Origin of the sequence: Pseudosulfitobacter koreensis, from assembly GCF_024733015.1 — a bacterium.
Taxonomy (GTDB): Bacteria; Pseudomonadota; Alphaproteobacteria; order Rhodobacterales; family Rhodobacteraceae; genus Pseudosulfitobacter; species Pseudosulfitobacter koreensis.
Map to the genome: position 1 here is coordinate 88,161 of NZ_JANKJG010000012.1, position 24,172 is coordinate 112,332.

Annotated in this window: 20 protein-coding genes; 7 read left to right on the top strand and 13 right to left on the bottom strand. The window is 64.0% G+C overall.

Annotated elements, in window-relative coordinates; all coding sequences use genetic code 11:
• Position 1: 1 nt before the first annotated feature.
• The gene (locus NTA49_RS14945) at positions 2-1,405 is read left to right on the top strand and encodes an FAD-binding oxidoreductase (RefSeq protein WP_258295607.1); all 1,404 of its coding nucleotides are present in this window, start codon (positions 2-4) and stop codon (positions 1,403-1,405) included.
• Here the strand turns inward: NTA49_RS14945 and NTA49_RS14950 are convergent, their stop codons facing one another.
• The 4 genes from NTA49_RS14950 to NTA49_RS14965 all read right to left on the bottom strand — a co-directional run bounded on the left by NTA49_RS14950 (position 1,406) and on the right by NTA49_RS14965 (position 4,880).
• Positions 1,406-2,197 carry a glycoside hydrolase family 25 protein gene (locus NTA49_RS14950; protein WP_258295608.1) on the bottom strand — a complete coding sequence of 264 codons (792 nt, stop codon included), beginning with the start codon at positions 2,195-2,197 and terminating at the stop codon, positions 1,406-1,408.
• 19 nt (positions 2,198-2,216) lie between these two features.
• Positions 2,217-3,281, bottom strand: a complete 1,065-nt coding sequence (locus NTA49_RS14955; protein WP_258295609.1) for an NAD(P)/FAD-dependent oxidoreductase — start codon at positions 3,279-3,281, stop codon at positions 2,217-2,219.
• Positions 3,278-4,210, bottom strand: coding sequence for an aldo/keto reductase (locus NTA49_RS14960; RefSeq protein ID WP_258295610.1), 933 nt, complete (start codon positions 4,208-4,210; stop codon positions 3,278-3,280). Before NTA49_RS14960 ends, NTA49_RS14955 begins: the two co-directional genes overlap by 4 nt.
• 61 nt (positions 4,211-4,271) lie before the next feature.
• Positions 4,272-4,880 (bottom strand): glutathione S-transferase family protein, encoded by a 609-nt coding sequence (locus NTA49_RS14965; RefSeq protein WP_258295611.1) that lies wholly within the window; start codon positions 4,878-4,880, stop codon positions 4,272-4,274.
• Positions 4,881-5,082: 202 nt separating this feature from the next.
• On the opposite strand from NTA49_RS14965, the gene NTA49_RS14970 reads away from it, so the two are divergent.
• Positions 5,083-5,772 carry a ZinT family metal-binding protein gene (locus NTA49_RS14970; protein ID WP_258295612.1) on the top strand — a complete coding sequence of 230 codons (690 nt, stop codon included), beginning with the start codon at positions 5,083-5,085 and terminating at the stop codon, positions 5,770-5,772.
• A gap of 73 nt (positions 5,773-5,845) precedes the next feature.
• On the opposite strand, the gene NTA49_RS14975 is transcribed toward NTA49_RS14970, so the two are convergent.
• The 7 genes from NTA49_RS14975 to xdhA form a co-directional block, all read right to left on the bottom strand.
• On the bottom strand, positions 5,846-6,919 hold the full coding sequence (locus tag NTA49_RS14975) for a BMP family ABC transporter substrate-binding protein (RefSeq protein WP_258295613.1): 1,074 nt from the start codon (positions 6,917-6,919) through the stop codon (positions 5,846-5,848).
• Positions 6,920-6,947: 28 nt separating this feature from the next.
• Positions 6,948-7,868: an ABC transporter permease gene (locus NTA49_RS14980; RefSeq protein WP_258295614.1), complete on the bottom strand. Its 921-nt coding sequence runs from the start codon at positions 7,866-7,868 to the stop codon at positions 6,948-6,950.
• Positions 7,868-8,950: an ABC transporter permease gene (locus tag NTA49_RS14985; protein ID WP_258295615.1), complete on the bottom strand. Its 1,083-nt coding sequence runs from the start codon at positions 8,948-8,950 to the stop codon at positions 7,868-7,870. Before NTA49_RS14985 ends, NTA49_RS14980 begins: the two co-directional genes overlap by 1 nt.
• Before the next feature lie 69 nt (positions 8,951-9,019).
• A complete protein-coding gene (locus NTA49_RS14990) occupies positions 9,020-10,534 on the bottom strand; it encodes an ABC transporter ATP-binding protein (RefSeq protein WP_258295616.1) in 1,515 nt (504 codons plus the stop codon).
• Complete coding sequence (gene xdhC, locus NTA49_RS14995; protein ID WP_258295617.1) at positions 10,531-11,481, bottom strand: xanthine dehydrogenase accessory protein XdhC; 951 nt, start codon at positions 11,479-11,481, stop codon at positions 10,531-10,533. Before xdhC ends, NTA49_RS14990 begins: the two co-directional genes overlap by 4 nt.
• The gene (gene xdhB, locus NTA49_RS15000) at positions 11,478-13,775 is read right to left on the bottom strand and encodes a xanthine dehydrogenase molybdopterin binding subunit (protein ID WP_258295618.1); all 2,298 of its coding nucleotides are present in this window, start codon (positions 13,773-13,775) and stop codon (positions 11,478-11,480) included. Before xdhB ends, xdhC begins: the two co-directional genes overlap by 4 nt.
• Positions 13,772-15,175, bottom strand: a complete 1,404-nt coding sequence (gene xdhA, locus NTA49_RS15005; protein WP_258295619.1) for a xanthine dehydrogenase small subunit — start codon at positions 15,173-15,175, stop codon at positions 13,772-13,774. Before xdhA ends, xdhB begins: the two co-directional genes overlap by 4 nt.
• Positions 15,176-15,385: 210 nt before the next feature.
• Here xdhA and dnaE point away from each other — a divergent pair, with 210 nt between their 5' ends.
• Both dnaE and NTA49_RS15015 read left to right on the top strand, forming a co-directional pair.
• Positions 15,386-18,901: a DNA polymerase III subunit alpha gene (gene dnaE / locus NTA49_RS15010; protein ID WP_258295620.1), complete on the top strand. Its 3,516-nt coding sequence runs from the start codon at positions 15,386-15,388 to the stop codon at positions 18,899-18,901.
• A 104-nt stretch (positions 18,902-19,005) separates the two neighbouring features.
• On the top strand, positions 19,006-19,872 hold the full coding sequence (locus tag NTA49_RS15015) for a hypothetical protein (protein ID WP_258295621.1): 867 nt from the start codon (positions 19,006-19,008) through the stop codon (positions 19,870-19,872).
• A 75-nt stretch (positions 19,873-19,947) separates the two neighbouring features.
• Here the strand turns inward: NTA49_RS15015 and NTA49_RS15020 are convergent, their stop codons facing one another.
• Positions 19,948-20,142 carry a SlyX family protein gene (locus tag NTA49_RS15020; RefSeq protein WP_258295622.1) on the bottom strand — a complete coding sequence of 65 codons (195 nt, stop codon included), beginning with the start codon at positions 20,140-20,142 and terminating at the stop codon, positions 19,948-19,950.
• Between the two features lie 133 nt (positions 20,143-20,275).
• Here NTA49_RS15020 and hisS point away from each other — a divergent pair, with 133 nt between their 5' ends.
• Genes hisS through hisG form a run of 3 tightly spaced genes read left to right on the top strand, consistent with a single transcriptional unit; the run spans position 20,276 to position 23,549 of the window.
• Complete coding sequence (hisS, locus tag NTA49_RS15025) at positions 20,276-21,787, top strand: histidine--tRNA ligase (RefSeq protein WP_258295623.1); 1,512 nt, start codon at positions 20,276-20,278, stop codon at positions 21,785-21,787.
• On the top strand, positions 21,784-22,866 hold the full coding sequence (locus NTA49_RS15030; protein ID WP_258295624.1) for an ATP phosphoribosyltransferase regulatory subunit: 1,083 nt from the start codon (positions 21,784-21,786) through the stop codon (positions 22,864-22,866). The genes hisS and NTA49_RS15030 overlap by 4 nt, the downstream gene beginning before the upstream one ends.
• A complete protein-coding gene (gene hisG, locus NTA49_RS15035; protein WP_258295625.1) occupies positions 22,863-23,549 on the top strand; it encodes an ATP phosphoribosyltransferase in 687 nt (228 codons plus the stop codon). Before NTA49_RS15030 ends, hisG begins: the two co-directional genes overlap by 4 nt.
• A 65-nt stretch (positions 23,550-23,614) precedes the next feature.
• On the opposite strand, the gene NTA49_RS15040 is transcribed toward hisG, so the two are convergent.
• Positions 23,615-24,049: a DUF1489 family protein gene (locus NTA49_RS15040; RefSeq protein WP_258295626.1), complete on the bottom strand. Its 435-nt coding sequence runs from the start codon at positions 24,047-24,049 to the stop codon at positions 23,615-23,617.
• Positions 24,050-24,172: the final 123 nt, after the last annotated feature.

A 24,172-nucleotide genomic window follows, 5' to 3' on the forward strand; every position in this document is an offset into this window, starting at 1 on the left:
CATGGTGCAAGCGATTGATTTGCCGCGCAATGACAGCGGCATCGAAACCGTCATGGGTGTTCTGAAACAGCAATTCGGCGACCGGTTCCAGACCAGCGCCGCGCTGCGCGAACAGCACGGGCACACAACGACCTGGATCAAGAACCAGATGCCCGATGGCGTCGTCTTTGCGCAGTCGACCCAAGAGGTGTCTGACATCGTCAAGGTTTGCGCGGCGCACAAGGTGCCGGTCATCGCCTTCGGCACCGGCACCTCGCTTGAGGGGCACGTGAATGCGCCTGCGGGCGGGATTTCCATCGATCTGATGCAGATGAACAAGATCATCGACGTTCATGCCGAAGATCTGGACTGCGTGATCCAGCCCGGCGTGACGCGCGAGGATCTGAACATGCATCTGCGCGATCAGGGCCTGTTCTTTCCGATCGACCCCGGTGCCAATGCGTCGCTGGGTGGCATGGCGGCGACGCGGGCCTCGGGCACCAACGCGGTGCGCTATGGCACGATGAAGGACAATGTGCTGGCGCTTGAGGCGGTGATGGCCGACGGGCGGGTCATACGCACTGCTCAGCGGGCCAAGAAATCATCGGCAGGCTATGACCTCACACGCCTTTTAATCGGGTCTGAGGGCACATTGGGCATCATCACCGAAATCACCCTCAAATTGCAGGGCATCCCCGAGGCGATCAGCTCGGCGCGCTGTTCGTTCCCATCGGTGGATGCCGCCTGCCGGACCGTGATGCAGGTAATCCAGTTCGGCATCCCTGTGGCGCGGATCGAACTGCTGGACGCTTTGCAGGTCAAGGCATGCAACGCCTATTCCGGGCTGGACCTTCCGGAAACGCCGCTGCTGCTGCTCGAGTTCCACGGCTCGGACGCGGGCGTGGTCGAGCAGGCCGAGACCTTCGGCACGATTGCCGACGAGTTCGGCGGCACAGGCTATACCGCGACCACCAGCACCGAAGAGCGCAACGCGCTGTGGAAGGCGCGGCACAACGCCTATTGGGCATCGCTGGGTCTGCGTCCCGGTGCCAAGGGGATATCGACCGACGTTTGCGTGCCGATTTCACGGCTGGCCGAAATCGTCGGTGCCACGCAGGACAAGCTGGCCGGGCTGAGCTTGATGGCGCCCATCGTGGGTCATGTGGGCGACGGCAATTTCCATTCGCTGGTGCTGGTCGATGAAGACAGCCCCGAAGAGATGAAGAAAGCGGCGGGCTTTGTCAGCTGGCTGGCCGAGAAGGCCATCGAGATGGACGGCACGTGCACCGGCGAACACGGGATCGGGCAGGGCAAGATGGCCTATCTGGTCAAGGAACTGGGCGACGCGACCGAGGTCATGATCGCGATCAAACGCGCGCTTGACCCCGACAACATCCTGAACCCCGGCAAGGTCGTTACCGTCTGATCACAGCTTGTGGGCGGCCAGCCAGGTCACCCATTGCTGACGGCTTCCGTTAAAGACGTTCAGGTCCACCTTGCCGACGATGCCGGGAATGATGCCGGTGGCCGAATACTGCCAGAACCGCCAGCGCTGGCCCGGATAGGCCTCGGAGACACTTATGGCGGTCGAGCGCAGCCAGAAATCATAGCCGCGCAAGGCGCTCAGATCGTTTTCCTCAAAGAACTTTGGCGTGGTGTAGATGATCGGGCGCATGCCGTAGTGCGCTTCGACGATTTTGATCCAGCGGCGCATCTGCGCGCGCACCTCGCGTGCGGGCGGACGGATATGGGCGCAGGTGGGCGAAAACGGGTTCCATTCCATGTCGAGCACGGGCGGCAGCATCCCCGGCGTGCGCGGCACGTTGCGGATGAACCAGCGCGCCTGATCTTCGGGCGAGGTGCAGAAGTAATAGAAGTGATAGGCCCCGCGTTCGACGCCTGCGCGGCCTGCGTCGCGCCAGTGACCGCCAAAGGCGGGGTCCAGCAGGTCGCCGCCTTCGGTCGCCTTGAGAAAGGCGAAGTTCACGCCGTTTCGCCGCGCCTCGTTCCAGTTGATCGACGTCTGGAAACGGGCGGCATCAATGCCCTGCACCGGATAGTTCTGCGGCGCGCGACCGCGAAATTCGACCGGGTGCACATCGGCAAAGTTGGGCGCAAAGATCACGCCGTCGGGTGCGGGCGGCGGTCCGGATCGCGGCGCGCCGCAGGCGGCCAGTGCCATCAGACTCAGAAGGGCAATGCGGCGGGTCAGGGACATGGTGCGGCCTCCGAAAGGCTTAGCGGTGAAAGCGGGCAGGCGACAGGGACGCGACGGTTTCCGCGTCGATCTGCGGCTGTTGTCCCGTGATCAGATCAGCCAGCAGTTGCGAGGCGGCGGGCGCTGTCTGAAAGCCATAGCCGCCCTGACCCGCGCACCAGACAAAAGCGGGGTTCACCGGATCGCGACCCAGCACCAGCGTGCGGTCGGGCGCAAAGCTGCGCAACCCTGCCCATGATGCCTCAAGCCGTGTGACCTCGGGTGTGACGTGCTGGCTGTAGCGGTCCAGCCCCTCGGCCAGCACCATGTCGTCGGGCCAGGCATCGTGGGGCGTGGTCGCGTGTTCCTCGGCGGGCGAGACCAGCAGCGATCCGGCGTCGGGCTTGGCGTACCATGTCTCGTTTACGCCGAAGAAGATCGGCCAGCGGCTGACGTCATGGCCATCGGGCGCAGGGATGCGCGCCATTGACCGGCGAAACGGCGTCAGGCCGATGGGCGTGATACCGGCCAGCTTGGCTATGTTATCGGCCCAGGCACCGGCTGCGTTTATCAACGTCGCGGCGTGGTGCGTTTCTCCGCCTGCAGTGACGGTCCATTCGCCATCCGCAAAGGCGATCTTGGATACGGGTGCCTTGGTCAGCACCTGTCCACCGTTGGCGCGCACCTGCTTGGCAAAGTCCTGGATCATCCGGTCGGTGTCGATGTCATAGGCTTCTTCGTGATAAGCGGCACGGGTGATCTGGTCGTTAAGGATCGGCACGATAGCGTGGGCCTCTTCCACCGAAATCTCGGGACATTTCAACTTGGCCGCATCCGTCTCGAACCCGGCATCCTCACCCGCCCGCGCCACCAGCATGAAACCGCGCGGACTGAGATAGGGCTGATGATAAGCGGCGCTGGCATTGTTCAGCGCCACGACAGAGGGCAGGCCATAATTCTTCTCGAACAGCGCCGCCGAGCGGCCCGAGGCGTGATAGCCAAGCGCCTCTTCGCTTTCCAGAACCTTCACCGTGCCATGTGCCGACAGCCGCGCTGCGGCGGAAATACCTGCGATGCCGCCGCCGATGATGATGAAGTCGCTCATCGGTCGTCCAGCCGGTCTGTGGCGGGGGGCGGCGTCTGCGACAGCGCGGTGATCCGGTCATAGAGGTCCGGTGTCATGTCGAAACCTTCTGCCGCCAGAGACGGCTGCAATTGTTCTACGCTACGGGCTGAAATGATCGGATGCGGACGCGCGGGATGTGCCGCCGCCCAGGCCACGGCCAGCGTGGCGGGATCTACACTCATCTCGGCTGCCAGTGCAGCCAGATCGCGCGCGGTTTCGTGCATCCACGGCACGCCGTAGCGCGTCGCATAACGCGCGTCCGTGCTCAGCCTGCCGGTGCCGCCAGAGGCATATTTGCCAGTCAGCAAGCCGCCGCCCAGCGGCGAATAGGGCACCACCGCGATGTGTTGGTCGACACACATCGGAATGATCTCGACCTCGGCCTGACGTTTTACCAGATTGTACATCGGCTGGATCACGTCAATGCGGGTCTCAAAGCGGGCGGCGATGGCCTGCGCCTTCATCACCTGCCACGCGGCAAAGTTCGACACGCCGATATAGCGGATTGCCCCCTGCGCCTGCAGATGCGCCAGCGTGTCGATGGTTTCTTCCAGCGGCGTGTCAGGGTCGAAGCGGTGGATATACAGCAGATCGACCGTGTCCAGTTGCAGCCGTTTGCGCGAGACATCGAACTGTTCGAGGATGTTGACCCGGCTGGCTCCGCCCGCATAGGCGACCTTGGTGGCGATCAGCAGGCTGTCGCGCTCGGTGGCGACCATGTCCGCCAGCAGGGTCTCTGACTGGCCTTCGGTATAGACATATGCGGTGTCGAAGTGGGTGATGCCCGCGCCGCGGCAGGCGCCGAACATGGCGCGCGACGCGTCCGCATCAGCGGTGCCGCCGAATTGCATCGCGCCAAAGGTCAGGCGGCTGGCCGGGGTGCCATCAGGCGAGGTAAGTTGTTTCATGGCGCAAAGGTGGCACGCCCGCGACAGCGGTGCAATGCCGGCTTTCGCCCGCGCTGCCGCTTCAGTCGGCCCCCGGCGCGGTGGCCCGCTGATAGGCCGGGCGTGCATGGATACGTTCGACAAAATCGGCCAGCCGCGGGAAATCCTTGGCCCGGCCCTGCATCATCGCGATCTCTGCGGGAAAGCTCAGCATGATGTCGGCGGCGGACAAATCGTCCAGCACGAAGTGGCCCGAGGGGCGCAGAACATCGTTCATATAGCCGTAGTGCGCATCCAGTTGCTGATGGATGCGCGGGTGCAGCGGGGCACCGGCCTCGCCCAGACGACCGACATAGAGGTTCAGCAGGATGGGTGTCATCGCCGAGCCTTCGGCAAAGTGCATCAACTCAAGATGCTGCACATAGGCCGGATCGTCGCGTGGCGGCACCATCGCGGGCGCGTGACGAGCGCAGATCAACTCGACGATTGCGGCACTTTCGGTAATCAGACGGCCGTCCATCTCGATCATCGGGGATTTTCCAAGGGGGTGAATCGCGGTTAGTTCCGGCGGCGCAAGGTTGGTCTTGGCATCGCGTTTGTAGTGTTTGACCGTGTAGTCCGCGCACGCCTCTTCCAGCAGCCACAGGATACGATGAGAGCGGGACCGGTTGAGGTGATGCAATGTGATCATGGGGCCACGTTGGCATGGCCGCTGCGCGTTGAAAACCTGTTCCGTGGCACCGTGACGTCAGGAGAGTTGTAAGGTGACGTGCCCAACCGGGGCATCCGACATCGCGACACAGGATTAAGTTTTACCTTTTTCACAATTTAATATGTTATAACTTAACACATAATGACATAGGGTGCCGCATCATCATGAAAGAGGAAAACTGATGCAAATTTCAATCACCGCCCAACTCACCGCCCAAATCGCCGCTGTCGCACTCGGGGCGCTTGTTCTGTGCGCGCCGCAGGCGCAGGCCGATACCAAGGCGCATTCGCATGACCATGGGGCGGAACCGCAAAGCCATGCGCATGCCCACAATGACGATGATATCTATCGCGGCCTTTTCGATGACAGCCAGATCGCACCGCGCACGCTGGCGGATTGGCAGGGCGACTGGCAGTCGGTCTATCCGCTGTTGCAGGACGGCACGCTTGATCCCGTGATGGCGCAAAAGGCCGAGGCGGGGGAGAAATCAGCCGCCGAGTATCGGGCCACATATGAGACAGGGTATCAAACTGAAGTTGATCGCATCGTGATCGAGGGCAAGACCGTAACCTTTACCCAAGGTGGAAGCAGTTATGGCGGTGCTTATGAAACCGATGGCTACGAAATCCTGACTTACAAGGCGGGCAATCGCGGCGTGCGCTACATCTTCGAAAAGGTCTCGGGCGATGCACTGGCGCCTGATGTGATCCAGTTCAGCGACCATGCCATCGCCCCACAGTCGGCAGGGCACTATCATCTGTATTGGGGTGATGATCGTGCGGCCCTGCTGGACGAGGTCACCAACTGGCCGACGTATTACCCCGCGGACAAGAGCGGCGAACAGATCGCAGCTGAGATGATGGCGCACTGATCTGCACCTTCACGCAAATTAAAAAGGCCCCGGACGGTGCCGGGGCCTTTCTGCATTTCAGTGAAACCTCCGCTTATTGCGGGATCTCTCCGGTCAGACCTTCGACGTAAAAGTTCATGCCGGCCAGCGTGCCGTCATCGGCCACTTCGCCCTCGGCCAGCCAATCGCTGCCGTCCTGCTTTTTCAGCGGGCCGGTGAAGGGGTGGTATTCACCCGACGCGATTGCGTCCTTCAACGCCAGCGCTTCGTCTTTCACGTCGGCGGGAACCGCGTCCGTGATCTCGCCGATGCCGACCATGCCCGGCCCAATGCCGTCCCATGTGTCGGTCGAGGTCCATGTGCCGTCCATCACCGCCTTGGTGCGGGCGATGTAGTAGGGGGCCCAGTCGTCGATGATTGACGACACACGCGGCAGCGGAGCGTACTGGAACATGTCGGATGCCTGACCAAAGGTGATCACGTCGCCCGCTTCCTGCGCGGCCGCTTGGGGCGCTGTCGAATCGGTGTGTTGCAGGATCACGTCGGCACCCTGTTCGATCAGAACCTTGGCGGCGTCTGCTTCCTTGGCAGGGTCAAACCATGTGTAGGCCCAGATGATCTTGAACTCTACGTCGGGGTTCACCTTCTTGGCGTGGATAAAGGCCGAGTTGATGCCCCGGATCACTTCGGGGATCGGGAAGGACCCGATATAGCCGATGATGTTGGATTCGGTCATCGAGCCTGCGATGTGGCCCTGGATGGCGCGGCCTTCGTAGAAACGTGCCGAATAGGTCGACACGTTGTCGGCGCGCTTGTATCCGGTGGCGTGCTCGAACTTCACATCGGGGAACTTGGCCGCGACGTTGATGGTCGGGTCCATATAGCCGAACGAGGTGGTAAAGATCAGATCCGCACCGTCCAGCGCCATCTGCGTCATCACGCGCTCGCTGTCGGGGCCTTCGGCCACGCTTTCGACAAAGACGGTTTCGACCTGGTCGCCGAATTCTTCTTCCACGGCCAGACGGGCCTGGTTGTGTTCATAGGTCCAGCCGCCGTCGCCCACAGGGCCGACAAAGACAAAGCCGACCTTGGTTTTATCCTGGGCGAATGCCCCGGTGGCAAGGCCCAGCGTCAATGCCGCCGTGGCCATCAGTTTCGTGAAAGACATGAGTGTGTTACTCCCCGGTTTTTTGGCCTCAGTGCGAGGCATGGAATATGCGCCCCAGAGAACCCGGAGCGCGTGATTTGTCAGCAGACAATGTCACCAGAACGATGATTGTCACGATGTACGGCGACATTGCCAGATACTCGACAGGAATGGCAACGCCCGCACCTTGCAGATTCAACTGCAGCTGGGTGATCCCGCCGAAAAGATAGGCGCCCAGCAGGACCCGCCAGGGCTTCCACGAGGCGAAGACCACCAGCGCCAGCGCGATCCAGCCGACGCCTGCGGTCATGCCTTCGGTCCATTGCGGCACGCGTATCAGGCTGATGTAGGCACCGCCCATCCCCGCGCACGCCCCGCCGAATAGGATTGCCAGCGCGCGGATGCGTTTGACCTTGTAGCCAAGGGCATGTGCCGCGTCGTGGTTTTCGCCCACCGCGCGCAGCACCAGACCGGCGCGGGTGTATTTCAGGGTGGTCCAGACGCCCGCCACGATCAGCAGGCCGATATAGACCATCGCATCGTGGCTGAACAGGATCGGCCCCAAAACGGGAATATCGCTCAGGGGGCCAAGGTTCAGATCACCCATGCGCGGCGGTTTGACACCGACATAGCTTTGACCCATCAGCGCCGACAGCCCCAGACCGAACAGCGTCAGCCCCAGGCCAGATGCGACCTGGTTGGCCAGCGCCACCTGCGTCAGGAACACGAACAGCAGCGACAGGACGGCCCCGCCTGCCGCCGCGCCGATGAACCCCAGCGCAGGCGACCCGGTGTTGACCGCGACGATGAAGCCCGCGATTGCGCCGACGATCATCATGCCCTCGACACCCAGGTTCAGAACACCCGCGCGTTCGACCACCAACTCGCCCGTGGCGGCCAGAAGGATGGGTGTGGCGGCGCTCATCAATGCCGCCAGCAGCAGGATCGGGTTGATAACAGACAGGTCCATCAGGCCACCTCTGCCGCGCCGAAGCGCAGCCTGTAATTGGTCAGCACGTCCAGTGCCAGAAGGAAGAACAGCAGCATGCCCTGGAACACCTGAATGGCGGCAGCGGGCAGGCCCAGTTGCGATTGCGCGATATCGCCGCCGATGTAGGTCAGCGCCATCAGCCCGCCCGCCAGCAGGATGCCGACAGGGTGCAAACGACCCAGAAACGCCACGATGATCGCGGTAAAGCCGTAGCCCACGTTAAAGTCGATGGTGATCTGCCCCGCAGGCCCCGCCACCTCGAACATGCCCGCAAGCCCGGCCAGCAGGCCCGAGGTTCCCAGGCAGAACAGCACCAGCCGCGCGGGGTTCACGCCGCCGAATTTCGCGGCACGCGGCGCTTCGCCGGTGACCCGAATGGCAAAGCCCAGACGGTGTCGGGTCAGCAGCACATAGGCAAAGATCACCGCGATGAACGCAGCGACAACGCCCCAGTGCATGCCGGTACCCGATACGATCTCGGCGTTGTGGGCAGAGGCATATTGCTGCAGGTTGCGCGACCCCGGAAAGCCGTATCCTTCGGGGTTCTTGAGCAATCCCAGCGACATCGACGACAGGAACTGCTCGGCCACATAGACCAGCATGAGGCTGACCAGAATTTCATTGGTCCCGAATTTCACCTTCAGCAGCCCCGGTATCATCGCCCACAGGAACCCGCCCAATCCCCCGCAGATCACCATCAGCGGAAATATCCACCACGCCTCGAGCGGATAGAACACCAGCGCCGCCGCAGCACCAAAGATCGCGCCCATGATGTACTGCCCTTCGGCCCCGATGTTCCAGATCCCTGCCCGAAACCCCAGCGCCAGCCCCATCGCGATCAGCACCAGTGGCGCGCCTTTGACCAGCAGTTGCGGGCGATAGTAGAACGCAAATTCGCCGAACAGCGGCTGCCAGAAAATCGTCAGGATCGACTGCACCGGGTCCTCGCCCAGCACCGCAAACAGCAGCCCGCCGAACACCATCGTCGCCAGCACCGCCAGCAGCGGCGTCGCCAGCGCCATCGCACGGCTCGGCTGTGGCCGCTTTTCCAGCCGCATCATTGGCCGCTCCCATCTTCATCTTGCAGGAAAAACTCTCCCCGAAGGGCCGGTCTGCCCCGCGTCCAGCCCTCAGACATGGGCCACCTCCATCCCATGCGCGCCGCCCATCATCTGGCCGATCTCGGCTACGGTCAGCCCTGCGGCGGGGCGTGCAGCACTCAGCCGTCCCTCGTTCAGGGCGGCAAAATTGTCCGAGATTTCCATCAGCTCGTCCAGATCCTGCGAAATCACGATCACCGCAGCGCCATTCTGGGCAAGATCCAGCAGCGCCTGCCGGATCGCCGCTGCCGCCGACGCATCGACCCCCCAGGTGGGCTGGTTCACCACCAGCACCTCGGGGCGCTGCAATATCTCGCGCCCGATCACGAATTTCTGCAGGTTCCCACCCGACAGCGACCGCGCGGCATTGCCGGGACCGGGCGTGCGCACGTCGAAATCGGCGATGATCCGGTTGGCAAAGCTGCGCGCGGCCTTCCAGTCCAGCATGCCGTTGCGCTCCAGCCCTTCGCGGGCGGCCCCCGTCAGCATCGCATTCTCGGTCAGTGACATATCCGGGGCGGCTGCATGGCCCAGCCGCTCCTCCGGTGCCGTCAATAGCCCTGCGGCACGGCGCGCATTCGGGTGTGCCCTTGCCATGTCGTCGCCCTTGAAAAAGACGGTTCCCACGGGCACCGGCACTTCGCCCGACAGGGCCGACAGCAGCTCGTCCTGCCCGTTGCCCGCGACGCCGCCGATGCCCAGAACCTCGCCCGCACGGACCGAGACTGAAATCTCGCGCAGCGGCATGCCAAAGGTCGACACGGGCGGCAACGACAGATCGCGCAGTTCCAGCAGCACATCGCCCGAGGCCCCGGCGGCCTTTTGCGGCGGCTTCAACGCGCTGCCGACCATCAGTTCCGCCATCTCGGCGGCAGAGGTGTCGCGCGGAATGCAATGCCCCACGACCTTGCCCAGCCGCAGGATTGTCGCCGCATCGCACAGGGCGCGGATCTCCTCCAGCTTGTGCGAGATATAAAGGATCGCGGTGCCCTCTGCCGACAGTTTCCGCAGGGTCTTGAACAGGATCTCGACCTCTTGTGGGGTCAGAACGCTGGTCGGTTCGTCCATGATCAGAAGCTTCGGCTCCTGCAGCAGGCAGCGGATGATCTCGACCCGCTGGCGTTCGCCCGCCGACAAGTCACCCACCAGCCGGTGCGGCGCTAACGGCAGGCCGTAGGTTTCCGAGACCGCCTTGATCTGTGTTGCAAGCTGCCGCATCGGCGGTGCGTTTTCCATTCCCAGTGCGATGTTTTCGGCCACCGTCAGTGCGTCAAAGAGCGAAAAGTGTTGAAACACCATGCCGATCCCAGCCGCCCGCGCGGCACGCGGATCACTCGGGGCAAAGCTCGCACCGTTCAGCGACATTTGCCCCGCGTCCGGTTTGACCAGCCCGTAGATCATCTTGACCAGCGTGGATTTTCCCGCGCCGTTCTCGCCCAAAAGCGCGTGCACCTCGCCGGGCTGGATGGTCAGGCTGACGCTGTCATTGGCCACGACACCGGGGTAGGCCTTGGTGACGCCGGATAGGTCCAGAAGGGCGGTCATGCGGTCTCTTTCGTCAGGGCTGGCAAGGGCTTGCGCATCATCAATAGCTGCGCCGCAGCCCCCACGGCAATGGCTTGGGGATGTTTTCCAAGGGCGGGATCCCCAATCGGGCAGGTAATGCGATCAATTCGGGCAGGGGCATGTCCCAGCGCCGCCAGGCGGCTGCGAAAGCGTGCCCATTTGGTCGCCGATCCGATCAGCCCCGCAAAGGCGAATTCGCGGTTCAGCAGGTGGTGGCACAGCTCCAGGTCAAGGTCGTGCTCAGGCGTCATGATGTAATGCGCCGCTGATCTCTGCGCAGCGGCCAGCACATCCGCTGGCTGTGCATCGGTGCGGGCAATATGCTCGGGCAGTTGCGTCAGTTCGCCCTGCCGCGTGTCGCTGACCAGCACATCATATTGCGGCAGCGCATCCAGTACGCCCGCCAGCGCCCGCCCCACATGGCCTGCGCCATGGATCACCACTTGTTGCCGCTCTTGCCAGAGCGCTTCGGCCAGCCAGCCCCCCTGATACATCGACCGCAAAGGCGCACCATGCGACGCCGCCCGCGCGCAGGCCCGCTTCATCGGCGCAGGCATGTCATCGGCCTCGCTGACCCGCCGCGCCCACACACCGTCGAAATCCGTCTTGATGGCCTCGAACCGCACCGCGTCGAACCACTCCAGCACCAGCACCACGGCCCCGCCGCAACATTGGTTCAGCGTCGGCCCCAGCGCCAGTTTCAGGGTGCGCGGCGGCGGTGCGTCCTGCTTCAGCATCGCTTTCGCGTGGCTCACCGCTTCCAGCTCCAGCCGTCCGCCGCCGATGGTGCCGGACAGCCCGCCGCTCCACACCAGCATCGACGTGCCCGCAGCCCGTGGGGCCGATCCACGCACATCCGCCAGCACGATCCGCACCACGCGGCCATGCGCCTTGATCGCAGCGCCCAGTGCGTTCAGGTCCATCATGCGCCGCGCGCCCGGTGAATGGCCGCCAGCACCTGCTCGGCCGTCGCGGGCGCGTGCAGGTCGGGATAGGCCGCGCCACAGGAGGCCACCGCATCCGACAGCGCAAGGAACGTGGCGATGCCCAGCATCAGGGGCGGCTCGCCCACGGCCTTGGATTTATAGATCGTATCGGCGCGGTTCTCGCCGTCCCACAGGGCCACGTTGAACACCTCGGGGCAGTCGCCGCAGGCAGGGATCTTGTAAGTTGACGGCGCGTGGGTGCGCAGCGCGCCCTTGTCGTCCCAGACCAATTCCTCGGTCGTCAGCCAGCCCGCGCCCTGCACAAAGCCGCCCTCGACCTGCCCGATGTCCAGAGCCGGGTTCAGTGATGCGCCCGCGTCATGCAGGATATCGGCGCGCAGCATCCGGTTCTCGCCAGTCAATGTGTCCACCGCCACCTCGACCGCCGCCATGCCGTATGCAAAGTAAAAGAACGGGCGGCCATGGCCCTTGACCCGGTCCCACGAAATCTCTGGCGTCTTGTAGAAGCCGGTGGACGACAGGCTGATGCGCGCCTGATGCGCGAGGGCCGCAACTTCGGCAAAGCTGTACTCGGCGCCGCCCGCCGTGACCCGGCCACCCTCAAAGACAACATCGCAGGGCCTGCACTGGTGCAACTGTGCCAGGTGCAATTCGATGCGTTCGCGGATCGTGTCGCAGGCATTGCGTACCGCCATTCCGTTCAGGTCCGATCCCGACGACGCCGCCGTGGCCGAGGTGTTGGGCACCTTGGCGGTATCGGTCGCGGTGATCCGAACCGCCTCCATCGGGACGCCAAAGCGGCTGGCCGCGACCTGCGCGACCTTCTGGAACAGACCCTGACCCATCTCGGTGCCGCCGTGGTTCAGGTGGATCGACCCATCGGCATAGACATGCACCAGCGCGCCTGCCTGATTAAGGTGTGTCAGCGTGAACGAGATCCCGAACTTCACCGGTGTCAGCGCCAGCCCCTTGCGGATCACACCGCCCCTGGCGTTCCAAGCATCCACCGAGGCGCGCCGTGCTGCATAGTCCGAAGTCTCTTCCAGCCGCGCCACCATTTCGTGGCCGATGAAATCATCCACCTCTTGCCCATAAGGCGTTGTCTGCTTCTTTTCGCCCGAAATATCCCCGCCGGAGGCATAAAAGTTTGCCCGGCGCACCGCAGTAGGATCGGCCCCAAGGGCGTGGGCCACGTGATCCACGATCCGCTCCATCCCCAGCATGCCCTGTGGCCCGCCAAAACCGCGAAAGGCGGTGGCCGACTGGTGGTTGGTCTTCCAGCGGTGGCTGGTGATGCGCACGGCAGGCAGGTGATAGGCGTTGTCGGCGTGCAGCATCGCGCGGTCTGCAACCGGCAGCGACAGGTCCATCGACCAGCCGCAGCGGGTGTCGTGGCGCACATCCAGCGCCAGAATGCGGCCCGCATCGTCATAGGCCACGTCATAAGTCACGCGGAAATCGTGGCGCTTGCCGGTGATGATCATGTCGTCATCACGATCATAGCGCATCTTGCAAGGGCGGCCCGTCGCCCGCGCGGCCACAGCGCAGGCCACGGCCAGCGCGTTGCCTTGGCTTTCCTTGCCGCCAAAGCCACCGCCCATGCGCCGTGTCTCGACGCGCACGGCGTGCATCGGCAGGCCGATGGCCTTGGCCACCTTGTGCTGAATTTCCGACGGGTGCTGGGTGGACGAATGCACATGCATGTCGCCGTTGTCGCCGGGAAGCGCGAGGGCGGCCTGACCTTCAAGATAGAAGTGTTCCTGCCCGCCAATTTCCAGCACCCCCGACAGGCGGTGCGGCGCTGCGGCAAAGCCCGCGTCCAGATCGCCGCGCCCATAGATGCGCGGCCCGTCCTCGAACCGGCTGTCTGCGGCTTCGGCCTGTGCGATGGTCAGGATCGGTGCGGTCTCATTGATCGTGGCCCGGCCCAGGCTAGCCGCGCGTCGCGCTGCTCCGTGGCTGGTGGCGATGACAAGAAACAGCGCTTGGCCCACGTAATGCACCTGGTCGGTCGCAAGCAGGGGCTCGTCATGGTTCGAGGGCGACACATCGTTCTCGAACGGAAGATCGGCGGCAGTCATCACCGCGATCACGCCGGGGGCCGCGCGCACGGCATCAAGGTCCAGCGCGTCGAGCGTGCCCGCAGCGGCGGGGCTTGTGCCGAAGGCCAGATGCAGCGTGTCGCGCGGCGTGGGGATGTCGTCGACATAGCGGGCGGCACCGGTCACGTGCAGGCGCGCCGCGTCGTGAGGCAGGGGCTGGGCGACGCTCATGCGCGGACCTCCAGCACCAATGTGGGCGCGCCCTGATCCTCGGTCCAGGCCCGCAGCAGCATGTTCTGCGCGGCTTCCATCCGGTAGGCAGCGCTGGCGCGCATGTCGCTGAGCGGGGTGAAATCTTCGGCCAGTTCCGCCATCGCCGCGCGCACGGTCTCTTCTGTCCAGGGCTTGCCGCTCAGGGCCGCCTCGGCATGCGATCCGCGTTTCGGGGTGCCCGCCATGCCGCCAAAGGCGAGGCGCGCGGTTTGCACCTTGCCGTCCGCGACGTCGATCCAGAATGCACCGCAAACCGCCGAGATGTCCTGATCGAAGCGTTTCGACAGCTTGTAGCAGCGCAGGTGGTCTGCGCTGCGCGGCAGGGTGATGTGGGTCAGGAATTCACCCTTGGCACGGTCTTGTTTGCCGTAGTCGATGAAGAAGTCCGCGATCGGCAGGCTGCGGCTTTTTGCGCCCTGCCGCAAATGTAGGGTCGCATCCAGCGCGATCAGCGCCGGAGGGCCGTCCCCGATGGGCGAGCCGTTGGCGACATTGCCGCCGATGGTCGCGGCATTGCGCACCTGCGCCGAGCCATACCGGCGGATCAATTCGGCAAAGGCCGGGTGGTGTTCGGCCATCACAGGGTGAAGGTCACTGAGTGTGGTGGTCGCACCGATGGTAATGGTGTCATCGGTCACCGTAATCCCGCGCAGGCCCTCGACGTGGCTCAGAAAAGCCGTCTGGCCCAGATCGCGCATCAGCTTGGTCACCCATAGGCCCACATCGGTGGCACCGGCGATCAGCGTCGTGTCGGGGTTGGCCGCGTACCAGTCGGCGAAACCGTCGAGGTTGGTGGGGTATTCGGTGGTGTATTCTGGGGGCGCTGCCCCCGCCTGCGGCTCCCCCGGGATATTTTTGGCCAAGAGAAGCGGGATGTCGTGCATATGTGCGGGGACAGGCGCGGTCTCGGCGGCCTTGGCGGCGCGGATGATCGGTGCATAGCCAGTGCAGCGGCACAGGTTGCCCGCAAGCGCGGTGTCGTGGTCGGTGCGCCCGTTCAGGTGGTTGGCAGCCATCGTCGTGATGAACCCCGGCGTGCAAAAGCCGCATTGCGATCCGTGGTGGTCGATCATCGCCTGCTGGACGGGGTGCAGGGTGCCGTCGGGGGCGCCGATGCCTTCGACGGTGCGGATCGCCTTGCCGCGCAGTTGCGGCAGGAACAGGATGCAGGCGTTCAGGGGCAGAGCGCCGGTGTCATCGGTCACGATCACCGAGCAGGCACCGCAGTCGCCTTCGTTGCAGCCTTCCTTGGTGCCGGTCAGGCCACGCGTTTCGCGCAGCCAGTCGAGGAGTGTCGTCGTGGGGGAGACATCTGTCGCCGTGACGTCCTCTCCGTTCAGACGAAAAGACACGTTCATGAGGTTATGACCTGCCACCCTACCATTGCCCGACAAGGCGCGGCGTCGATGTGGCGTAGACGGCGCGCGGGCGAATTGACGCTCAGACTAGGCGGGCGGCGCACCGCATTGCAAGGCTTTTGGCAGGTGGGCCGCGAGATGGTTTTGGAAAGTGGCGCGAAATGCGTCAACGCTCTGGCAGGGGGTGCGTGGCAGCGTTAGGAATGACGCATGTCAAATGATCCCCGATTCATCCACCTGCGCAGCCATTCCGAGTATTCCTTGCTGGAAGGGGCGTTGCGGCTGAAAAAGCTGCCTGATCTGTGCAAGAAGCACGACATGCCCGCGCTGGCGCTGACCGACACCAACAACATGTTCGCGGCACTTGAGTATTCCGTGACTCTGTCGGGGGCGGGCATCCAGCCGATCATCGGTTGCCAGGTCGATGTCACATGGGTCGAGACCCGCCCCGGCGACCGCCCGCGCCTGCCTGCGGGTCTGGTGCTTCTGGCGCAGAACGAGACGGGTTACGAAAACCTGATGAAGCTGAACTCGTGCCTCTATCTCAAGGGTGACGGGCAGTTGCCGCAGGTCACGCTGGACGAGCTGGAGACGCTGTCGGCGGGGTTGATCTGTCTGACCGGCGGGCCGGAGGGGCCGGTGGGCCAGCTGTTGCGCGCAGGCCAGCGTCCTGCGGCACAGGCGATGATGGACCGGTTGGCCGCGGCGTTTCCGCAGCGTCTGTACGTGGAGTTGCAGCGCCATCCCGGCCCTGACGGGCAGCCGGATGCGGAAAAGCTGACCGAGCGGCCCTTTGTCGAGATGGCCTATGCGATGAACCTGCCGCTGGTGGCGACCAATGACGTCTATTTTCCCGCCAGCGACATGTACGAGGCGCACGACGCGCTGATCTGCATTGCCGAGGGTGCCTATGTCGATCAGCAGCAGGATCGCCGCCGCCTGACCAACCAGCACTATTTCAAATCGCAATCCGAGATGGTGACGCTGTTTGCCGACCTGCCGGAGGCGGTTCAGAACACGGTCGAGATCGCGAGGCGCTGCGCCTTCATGGCCTATCGTCGCGATCCGATCCTGCCGAAGTTTGCCGACGACGAGGTGGTCGAGCTGCGCCGCCAGGCCAACGAGGGCCTGAAGGCACGGCTGGCGGTGATACCCCATGCCGCCCCGGTCGAGGACTATCAGAAGCGGCTGGATTTCGAGCTGGATATCATCGAGGGCATGGGCTTTCCCGGCTATTTCCTGATCGTTGCCGATTTCATCAAGTGGGCGAAGGACGAGAACATCCCCGTGGGCCCGGGCCGTGGGTCGGGGGCGGGCAGTCTGGTGGCCTATGCGCTGACCATCACCGATCTGGACCCGCTGCGCTATGCGCTGCTGTTCGAGCGGTTCCTCAATCCCGAACGGGTTAGCATGCCCGACTTTGACATCGACTTTTGCATGGACCGCCGCGAGGAAGTGATCCGCTATGTGCAAAAGAAATATGGCCGCGACAAGGTCGGGCAGATCATCACCTTTGGCGCACTGTTGTCCAAGGCGGCGGTGCGCGACATCGGGCGCGTGTTGCAGATGCCATACGGGCAGGTTGATCGGCTGTCGAAGCTGATCCCGGTGGAGGGCGTCAAACCCGTCAGCATCGCCAAGGCGCTGATCGACGAGCCGCGCCTGCGCGACGAGGCGCGCAACGAAGAGGTGGTGAAACGGCTGCTGGATTATGGCCAGCAGGTCGAGGGTCTGTTGCGCAACGCATCCACCCATGCCGCGGGTGTTGTGATCGGGGACCGCCCGCTGGACGCGCTTGTGCCGCTTTATCAGGACCCGCGGTCCGACATGCCCGCAACGCAGTTCAACATGAAGTGGGTCGAGCAGGCCGGATTGGTCAAGTTCGACTTTCTGGGTCTGAAGACCCTGACTGTGATCCAGAACGCGGTAGACCAGATCCGCGGCGCGGGGCGCGATCTGCATATCGGGGCGGACGGCACGCAACTGTATGAACCCGCACCGGGCACCGAGAACGACATCAACGCCATCCCGCTGGATGACGCGGCATCCTACAAGCTTTATGCCGCCGCCAAGACCGTCGCCGTGTTCCAGGTGGAATCCAGCGGCATGATGGATGCGCTGAAGCGGATGAAGCCGACCTGCATCGAGGATATCGTGGCCCTCGTAGCACTCTACCGTCCCGGCCCGATGGAGAACATCCCGACCTATTGCGAGGTCAAGAACGGGTTGCGAGCGCGGGAAAACCTGCACCCGACCATCGACCATATTCTGGACGAGACCCAAGGCATCATCGTCTACCAGGAACAGGTGATGCAGATCGCGCAGGACATGGCGGGCTACAGCCTCGGCGGGGCCGATCTGTTGCGTCGCGCGATGGGCAAGAAGATCCAGGAGGCGATGGACGCCGAGCGGCCCAAGTTCCTGCAAGGGTCCAAGGCCAATGGCGTGGACAAGGACAAGGCGATGGAGGTCTGGAACCTTCTCGACAAGTTCGCCAACTACGGGTTCAACAAATCCCACGCGGCGGCCTATGCGGTTGTCAGCTACCAGACTGCCTGGCTGAAGGCGAACCATCCCGTCGAGTTCATGGCCGGGGTGATGAACTGCGACATTCACCTGACCGACAAGCTGGCGATCTATTTCGAGGAGGTGCGCAAGGCGATGGACCTGCCGTGGGTGCCGCCTTGCGTGAACCGGTCTGACGCGATGTTCAAGGTGGTCGACGGCGCGCTTGTCTATGCGCTGGGTGCGCTGAAGAACGTGGGCGTCGAGGCGATGAAGCTGGTGACCGAAGGCCGCAAGGTTGACGGGGTGGACAAACCCTTTGCCACGCTTTTCGACCTCGCGCGCCGCGTCGATCTGAAACGGGTGGGCAAGCGACCGCTCGAGATGCTGGCGCGGTCGGGGGCGTTCGACCAACTCGACACCAACCGCCGCCGGGTCTTTGATGCGCTGGACGCACTTGTGCAATATTCTGCAGCGATCCACGAGCAGAAGAATTCGAACCAGGTGTCGCTGTTCGGCGAGGCGGGTGATGACCTGCCGGAGCCACGCATGATGCCGGGCGATGACTATCAGCCCGCCGAACGGCTGAGCGAAGAGTTCAAAGCCGTGGGCTTCTATCTGTCCGGTCATCCGCTGGACGATTATGCCGGTGCGCTGAAACGCAAGGGCGTGCAGACGCTGGACGAGGTGATCGCCGATGTTGAACGGCGCGGCGCCAAGAACGCCAAGATGGCGGGTGTGGTGGCAGGCTGCCAGATCCGCAAGTCGGCCAAGGGCAACCGCTTTGCCTTTGCCCAGCTGTCGGACACCACCGGCGCGTTCGAGGTTACACTATTCTCGGATGCGCTTGAGAAATCACAGGATTTCCTGGTCACCGGGGCCAAGGTGATCATCACCGCCGAGGCGACGATGGAAAGCGATCAGCTGAAGCTGCTGGCGCGCTCGGTCGCCCCTATCGACGCTGTGGTGGCCGATGTGGGCGGCATGGGGCTGCGCGTGTTCATCAACGATGCTGGGGCCGTGGGCTCTATTGCCTCGGTGCTGGACGGCGCGGCGCAGGGCACCCGCGTCATCGGTCGCGGGCCGGTGCAGCTGTGCCTGATGGGCGCTGGGCTGAATGGCGAGATCGACGTTGAACTGGGTGATGACTTTCCGGTCAATCCGCAGATCAAGGGCGCGATCAAAAGCCTGGGCGGCGTGGTCTCGGTCGAGGAGATCTGACACCTCGCATCGGCCACGCATCGCCGGGGCGCGGCGATCCAGTGGACAGCGGTGCAAGCCTTGCGTTACCACCGTTCCACTTCGGGGCGCATAAGGGGATTGGCGTGAAGGCTTTGACGGCATCGGTTCTGGCGCTTGCTCTGGCAGGCTGCGGCGACCCGCTGGACAAGGTCGAGCATATTCAGGACGTCGATCTGGCCGAAGATCAGCCCGCCGCCGCTGTCGTGACATCGCCCGAAGAGCTGGACCGCGAAGGTGGAATTCTGAGTGCTCTGTTCGCAGGGACGAAACCGGACCCTGATCCGCAGACTGCACCGGCACCCGACGCTGCAACGCCCCCGGCAGATCCTGAAAAACGGCGTGGCCTCCTTGGTCTTTTTCGGGAAAACGCCGTAGCCGATGACACTGTCGAGACCGCTTCGCTGACACCGGATGCCACAGGTCGCGGAATATTCGGCACCGCGCGCCTTGCGGGGATCGACATGCTTGATGTGCCCGTGGGCGCGGTTCTGCCCTATGGCAGCGTCGCGCGGGTCTGTGATGCGACACTCCGCAACATGGGCCGCAAGATCGACAAGGCCCCTGCAAGCGGCAGTGGCTTCACGCTTTATGACAGCGACCCGCAAAGCACCGGCGCGCGGACATTCTACGTCACCGGCTTTGCGGATGGCTGCGCGCGCCAGTTCACCGCAGCGCTGGCCATGTTCGGCGCGCCGTCGATGCATGAACAGTTGCGCTATGGCCGACCTGCGGAAGACTACCCCTACAGCGACACCGACGAGGCCTATGAAAAGGTCAAAAGGCAAATCTGCCGCGTCGGCAAACGCAAGCCCTGCGGCAGTGCCATCCGGCGGCTGGAACGGGACACGGTCTTTGTAAGCACCTACGAGAATTTCGGCAACAATGCGCGCTGGGCCGATATCCTGCTGCACGACGGGCAAGTGATCGCGGCGGCGATCAAGACACCCTGAGCGGAACCGGCAAGAGCTTCATCTTGCCAAATAAACTCTCCCCGAAGGGTCGGTTCGCCAAGACCTCAAGCGTCCTCAATAATGCGGTGGGCGTTCGTCCCCTATAACCGCGCCACCTGTGGTCTGGGATTCTCGTTCGCCTTCGCGCTGCATCAGCATGTGGACACGGCGGGTCAGGGTGGCAATCTCGCCTTCCTGACGGGCGACGACATCTGACAGGTCATCGACGGTGCGGATCAGATGGGCGATCTGTTCTTCGAGCTGTTCCATGCGAAGTCTCCTTTGCTGTCTGCTGACCATGTGGGCCATCGTGCCGCCGCTTGCAATGGGCCGCGAGGTGCTTGCCCCCATCTGGCCCATATCGTAAGCCCATGCGCGAACGCTGATCCCATTGGAGCCTGTCATGGCCAAGCCCAAGAAGACCCCACGCCCAAAGGCGGAAACGCCAAAGGGTTTCCGCGACTATTTCGGAGCAGAGGTGACCGCCCGCGCCGAGATGCTGCAAGCGATTGCCGGGGTCTATCATCGCTATGGCTTCGACGCGCTGGAAACCAGTGCTGTCGAGACGGTCGAGGCGCTGGGCAAGTTCCTGCCCGACGTGGACCGCCCCAACGCCGGGGTCTTCGCTTGGCAAGAGGACGGCGAGGGCGAGAAACCTGGCGACTGGCTGGCGCTGCGCTATGACATGACCGCGCCGCTGGCGCGGGTCTATGCGCAGCATCGCAACGATCTGCCCAATCCCTACCGCCGCTATGCTATGGGCCCCGTCTGGCGCAATGAAAAGCCGGGACCGGGACGGTTTCGCCAGTTCTATCAATGCGATGCCGACACTGTGGGCAGCGCCAGCATGGGCGCCGACGCCGAGATCTGCGCGATGCTGGCCGACACGCTGGAGGAGGTCGGCATCCCGCGCGGCGACTACATCATTCGTGTCAACAACCGAAAAGTGCTGAACGGGGTGATGGAGGTGGCCGGTGTGCTGGATCCCGCCAACCCCGATGCGATGGAGGCCGAGCGCGGCATCGTGCTGCGCGCCATCGACAAGCTGGACCGCTTGGGCGTGGATGGCGTGCGTGCGCTGCTGGGCGTGGGACGCAAGGACGACAGCGGCGACTTTACCGATGGTGCCGGGCTCAGCGATGCGCAGTCGGATGTCATCATGGGCTTCATGCAGGCCAAACGCGACAGCGGCGCCGCCACGGTGGCCCGCCTGCGCGAACTGGTGGCGGGATCGCAGACCGGCGAGGCGGGCGTGGACGAGCTGGAGGAGATCGCCGACTTGTTAGCGGCGGGCGGCTATGGCCCCGACCGGATCGAGATCGACCCCTCCGTCGTGCGCGGCCTTGGCTATTATACCGGCCCTGTCTACGAGGCCGAACTGACCTTCGAGATTTTCGATGAGAAAGGCCGCAAGCGGCAGTTCGGGTCGGTCGCGGGTGGCGGGCGCTATGACGATCTGGTCAGGCGGTTTACCGGGCAGGAAGTGCCCGCCACGGGCGTGTCGATCGGCGTTGATCGTTTGCTGGCCGCCCTGACCGCAAAGGGGCGCATGCAACAATCGGTGCAGGGCCCCGTGGTCGTCACCGTCATGGACCGCGCCCGCATGGCCGACTACCAGGCGATGGTGGCCGAGCTGCGGCAGGCGGGCATTCGCGCCGAGGTCTATCTGGGCAATCCCAAGAACTTCGGCAACCAGTTGAAATACGCCGACAAGCGCGGCAGCCCCGTGGCCATCATCGAAGGCGGCGACGAGAAAGAACGCGGCGTCGTGCAGATCAAGGATCTGATCCTGGGGGCCAAGATCGCCGAGACCGCCACCCACGAGGAATGGAAGGACCGGCCCAGCCAGTTCGAAGTGCCCCGCGACCAGATGCTGGACAAGGTGCGTGAGATACTCGAAGGACAGGGCAAATGATCACCCGCGAAGGCCGTGCCAAGGCGGCAAAGCTGCGTGACCGGTTCGAGGCGGCAGGCGCTCAGGTGGTCGAGCCGCCGATGCTGCAAAGCGCCGAGCTGCTGCTGGACCTTTATGGCGAAGATATCCGCGCGCGGGCCTATGTGACCAGCGACGCGCTGCGCGGCGAACAGATGCTGCGCCCCGATTTCACCGTGCCCGTGGTGCAGATGCACATGGCGCATGGGGCGGACCCGGCGCGCTATACCTACGCGGGCGAGGTGTTTCGCCGCCAGGAGGAAGACCCCGACCGCGCCAGTGAATTCCTGCAGGTCGGCTTCGAGGTGTTCGACCGGACCGATCCTGCGGCGGCGGATGCCGAAGTGTTCGCGTTGATGGCCGAGGCGGTTGCGGGCCTGAACCTGCGCGCGGCGACCGGCGACATCGGCATTCTGACGGCAGCGGTCAACGGACTGCGCACCAGCGAGGCACGCCGCGCCGCGCTGTTGCGCCACATCTGGCGGCCGCGCCGGTTCCGCGCCTTGCTGGACCGGTTTGCAGGGCGCGCGCCCGTGCCTGCCAGCCGCACGGCGCTGCTGGCCAACCCGCAGCCGCGTCTTGGGGCGGCGCCCCTGATCGGGGTGCGCACCGAGGCCGAGATCGAGGCGCGGATCAGCGCCCTGCATGCCGACGCCGCCGCCAAGCCGATCAGCGCGGCCGAGATGGAATTGCTCGACACGCTGATGGGCGTGCGCGAAACCGTGCCCTTTGCCTTGTCGCAACTGCGCGATCTGACCGTCGATATGCCGTCAATCTCGGGGGCCGTCGAAGGCTTGGCCGCGCGCGCCGACGCGTTGGTGGCGCGCGGTGTCGACGTGGACACGCTGGACTTCGAGGCAAGCTATGGGCGCACGTCGATGGAATATTACGACGGCTTCGTCTTTGGCTTTTATGCTGCGGGGCGCGCCGATCTGCCGGCGGTGGTCAGTGGCGGGCGCTATGACGCGCTGACGCGCAGGCTGGGCAAGGGCGCGGAAATTCCGGCGGTGGGCGCGGTGTTGCGCCCCGGCCTGTTGGCCGAACTGGAGGCAGGCGCATGATCAAGCTGGGTGTGCCGTCCAAGGGGCGGCTGATGGAAAAAACCTTTGACTGGTTCGCGACGCGCGACATCCGGCTGAGCCGCACAGGTTCGGATCGTGAATACGCCGGTGCCGTGACCGGCATCGACGGCGTGTCGCTGGTGCTGCTGAGTGCGGGGGAAATCCCGCGCGAACTTGCGGCGGGGCGCATCCATCTGGGCGTGACCGGCACCGATCTGGTGCAGGACAAGCTGCCGCTTTGGGAACAGCAGGTCGAGCCGCTGGAGGAAATGGGCTTTGGCGAGGCGGATCTGATCGTCGCCGTGCCGCAGGCCTGGGTCGATGTCGATACGCTGGACGATCTGGACGCGGCGGCGGCGGCATTTCGCGACACCCACGGATTCCGGCTGCGGATCGCGACAAAATATCACCGGCTGGTGCGCGAATTTCTGCGCGATGCGGGCGTGGCCGATTACGCCATCGTCGACAGCCAGGGCGCGACCGAAGGTACGGTCGCCAACGAGACCGCCGAGGCCATCGCCGACATCACATCAAGCGGCGAGACGCTGCGCGCGAACCACCTGAAAGTGTTGTCAGATGGGCTGATCCTGCGATCACAGGCGACGCTGTGGCGGTCGCGGGTCGCGGATGTTGCGGACGAGGACCGCGCCGCGATGACCGAGGTGCTTGCGCGCCTGGGCTGATGTTCGGGGGGAGTGGCTGGGGCAGGAGCCTCCGGCGGGGTTATTTCTGGCCAAGAGAATGGCAGTCAGAGCACGCCGATTTCCGCGAGGGCACGATTAAGCTCGACGGGCAGGGGCTCTTCCGCGACGCGGCCCTTGGGCAGGTCGGGGGGCGCGTCTGATGGCGTGAGGTAGCGCCAGCCCTGAAACGGGCGGCGCAGGCTGGTCTGGGTTCGGATCAGGTCGGGATCAAGCACGATTGCGCAGCGGCGGATGCCGTCGCCGCCGGTGACTTCGTCCAGCCGCAGGATGCGCTGGCGGGCCTGGATGACGCCCTTGATCACCCAGTAGATCGAGCCCCCGTTCAGGATTTCATCTGCCCGCTTGGGAAACATGCGGGTGACGTGCCGGGGCTGCCCCTTGTCGGTCTGGGCGCGTTTGCTGGACTGCCAGGCGAGCAGATCATCTACATTTTCGGTGCCGACGCTGAGCTTGATCAGGTTTACACATGGTTTGTTCACAGCTTTACCCACAGAATCATTTTCCCCACACCACATAAAGTAGTCGCTGCTGCACCGTCTTCAATGGGTTGTGATCTTGGGCCGGTTCGGGCATCTTGGATATCTTTCCACAAGCCAGAGAAT

Coding starts and splice junctions, on each gene's coding strand:
- hisG (WP_258295625.1), top strand. CDS start 22,863: ATGATCAAGCTGGGTGTGCCGTCCAAGGGGCGGCTGATGGAAAAAACC.
- NTA49_RS14965 (WP_258295611.1), bottom strand. CDS start 4,880: ATGATCACATTGCATCACCTCAACCGGTCCCGCTCTCATCGTATCCTG.
- xdhB (WP_258295618.1), bottom strand. CDS start 13,775: ATGAGCGTCGCCCAGCCCCTGCCTCACGACGCGGCGCGCCTGCACGTG.
- NTA49_RS14975 (WP_258295613.1), bottom strand. CDS start 6,919: ATGTCTTTCACGAAACTGATGGCCACGGCGGCATTGACGCTGGGCCTT.
- NTA49_RS14945 (WP_258295607.1), top strand. CDS start 2: ATGGTGCAAGCGATTGATTTGCCGCGCAATGACAGCGGCATCGAAACC.
- xdhA (WP_258295619.1), bottom strand. CDS start 15,175: ATGAACGTGTCTTTTCGTCTGAACGGAGAGGACGTCACGGCGACAGAT.
- xdhC (WP_258295617.1), bottom strand. CDS start 11,481: ATGATGGACCTGAACGCACTGGGCGCTGCGATCAAGGCGCATGGCCGC.
- NTA49_RS14970 (WP_258295612.1), top strand. CDS start 5,083: ATGCAAATTTCAATCACCGCCCAACTCACCGCCCAAATCGCCGCTGTC.
- NTA49_RS14950 (WP_258295608.1), bottom strand. CDS start 2,197: ATGTCCCTGACCCGCCGCATTGCCCTTCTGAGTCTGATGGCACTGGCC.
- NTA49_RS14960 (WP_258295610.1), bottom strand. CDS start 4,210: ATGAAACAACTTACCTCGCCTGATGGCACCCCGGCCAGCCGCCTGACC.
- hisS (WP_258295623.1), top strand. CDS start 20,276: ATGGCCAAGCCCAAGAAGACCCCACGCCCAAAGGCGGAAACGCCAAAG.
- NTA49_RS15020 (WP_258295622.1), bottom strand. CDS start 20,142: ATGGAACAGCTCGAAGAACAGATCGCCCATCTGATCCGCACCGTCGAT.
- NTA49_RS15030 (WP_258295624.1), top strand. CDS start 21,784: ATGATCACCCGCGAAGGCCGTGCCAAGGCGGCAAAGCTGCGTGACCGG.
- NTA49_RS14985 (WP_258295615.1), bottom strand. CDS start 8,950: ATGATGCGGCTGGAAAAGCGGCCACAGCCGAGCCGTGCGATGGCGCTG.
- NTA49_RS14980 (WP_258295614.1), bottom strand. CDS start 7,868: ATGGACCTGTCTGTTATCAACCCGATCCTGCTGCTGGCGGCATTGATG.
- dnaE (WP_258295620.1), top strand. CDS start 15,386: ATGTCAAATGATCCCCGATTCATCCACCTGCGCAGCCATTCCGAGTAT.
- NTA49_RS14990 (WP_258295616.1), bottom strand. CDS start 10,534: ATGACCGCCCTTCTGGACCTATCCGGCGTCACCAAGGCCTACCCCGGT.
- NTA49_RS14955 (WP_258295609.1), bottom strand. CDS start 3,281: ATGAGCGACTTCATCATCATCGGCGGCGGCATCGCAGGTATTTCCGCC.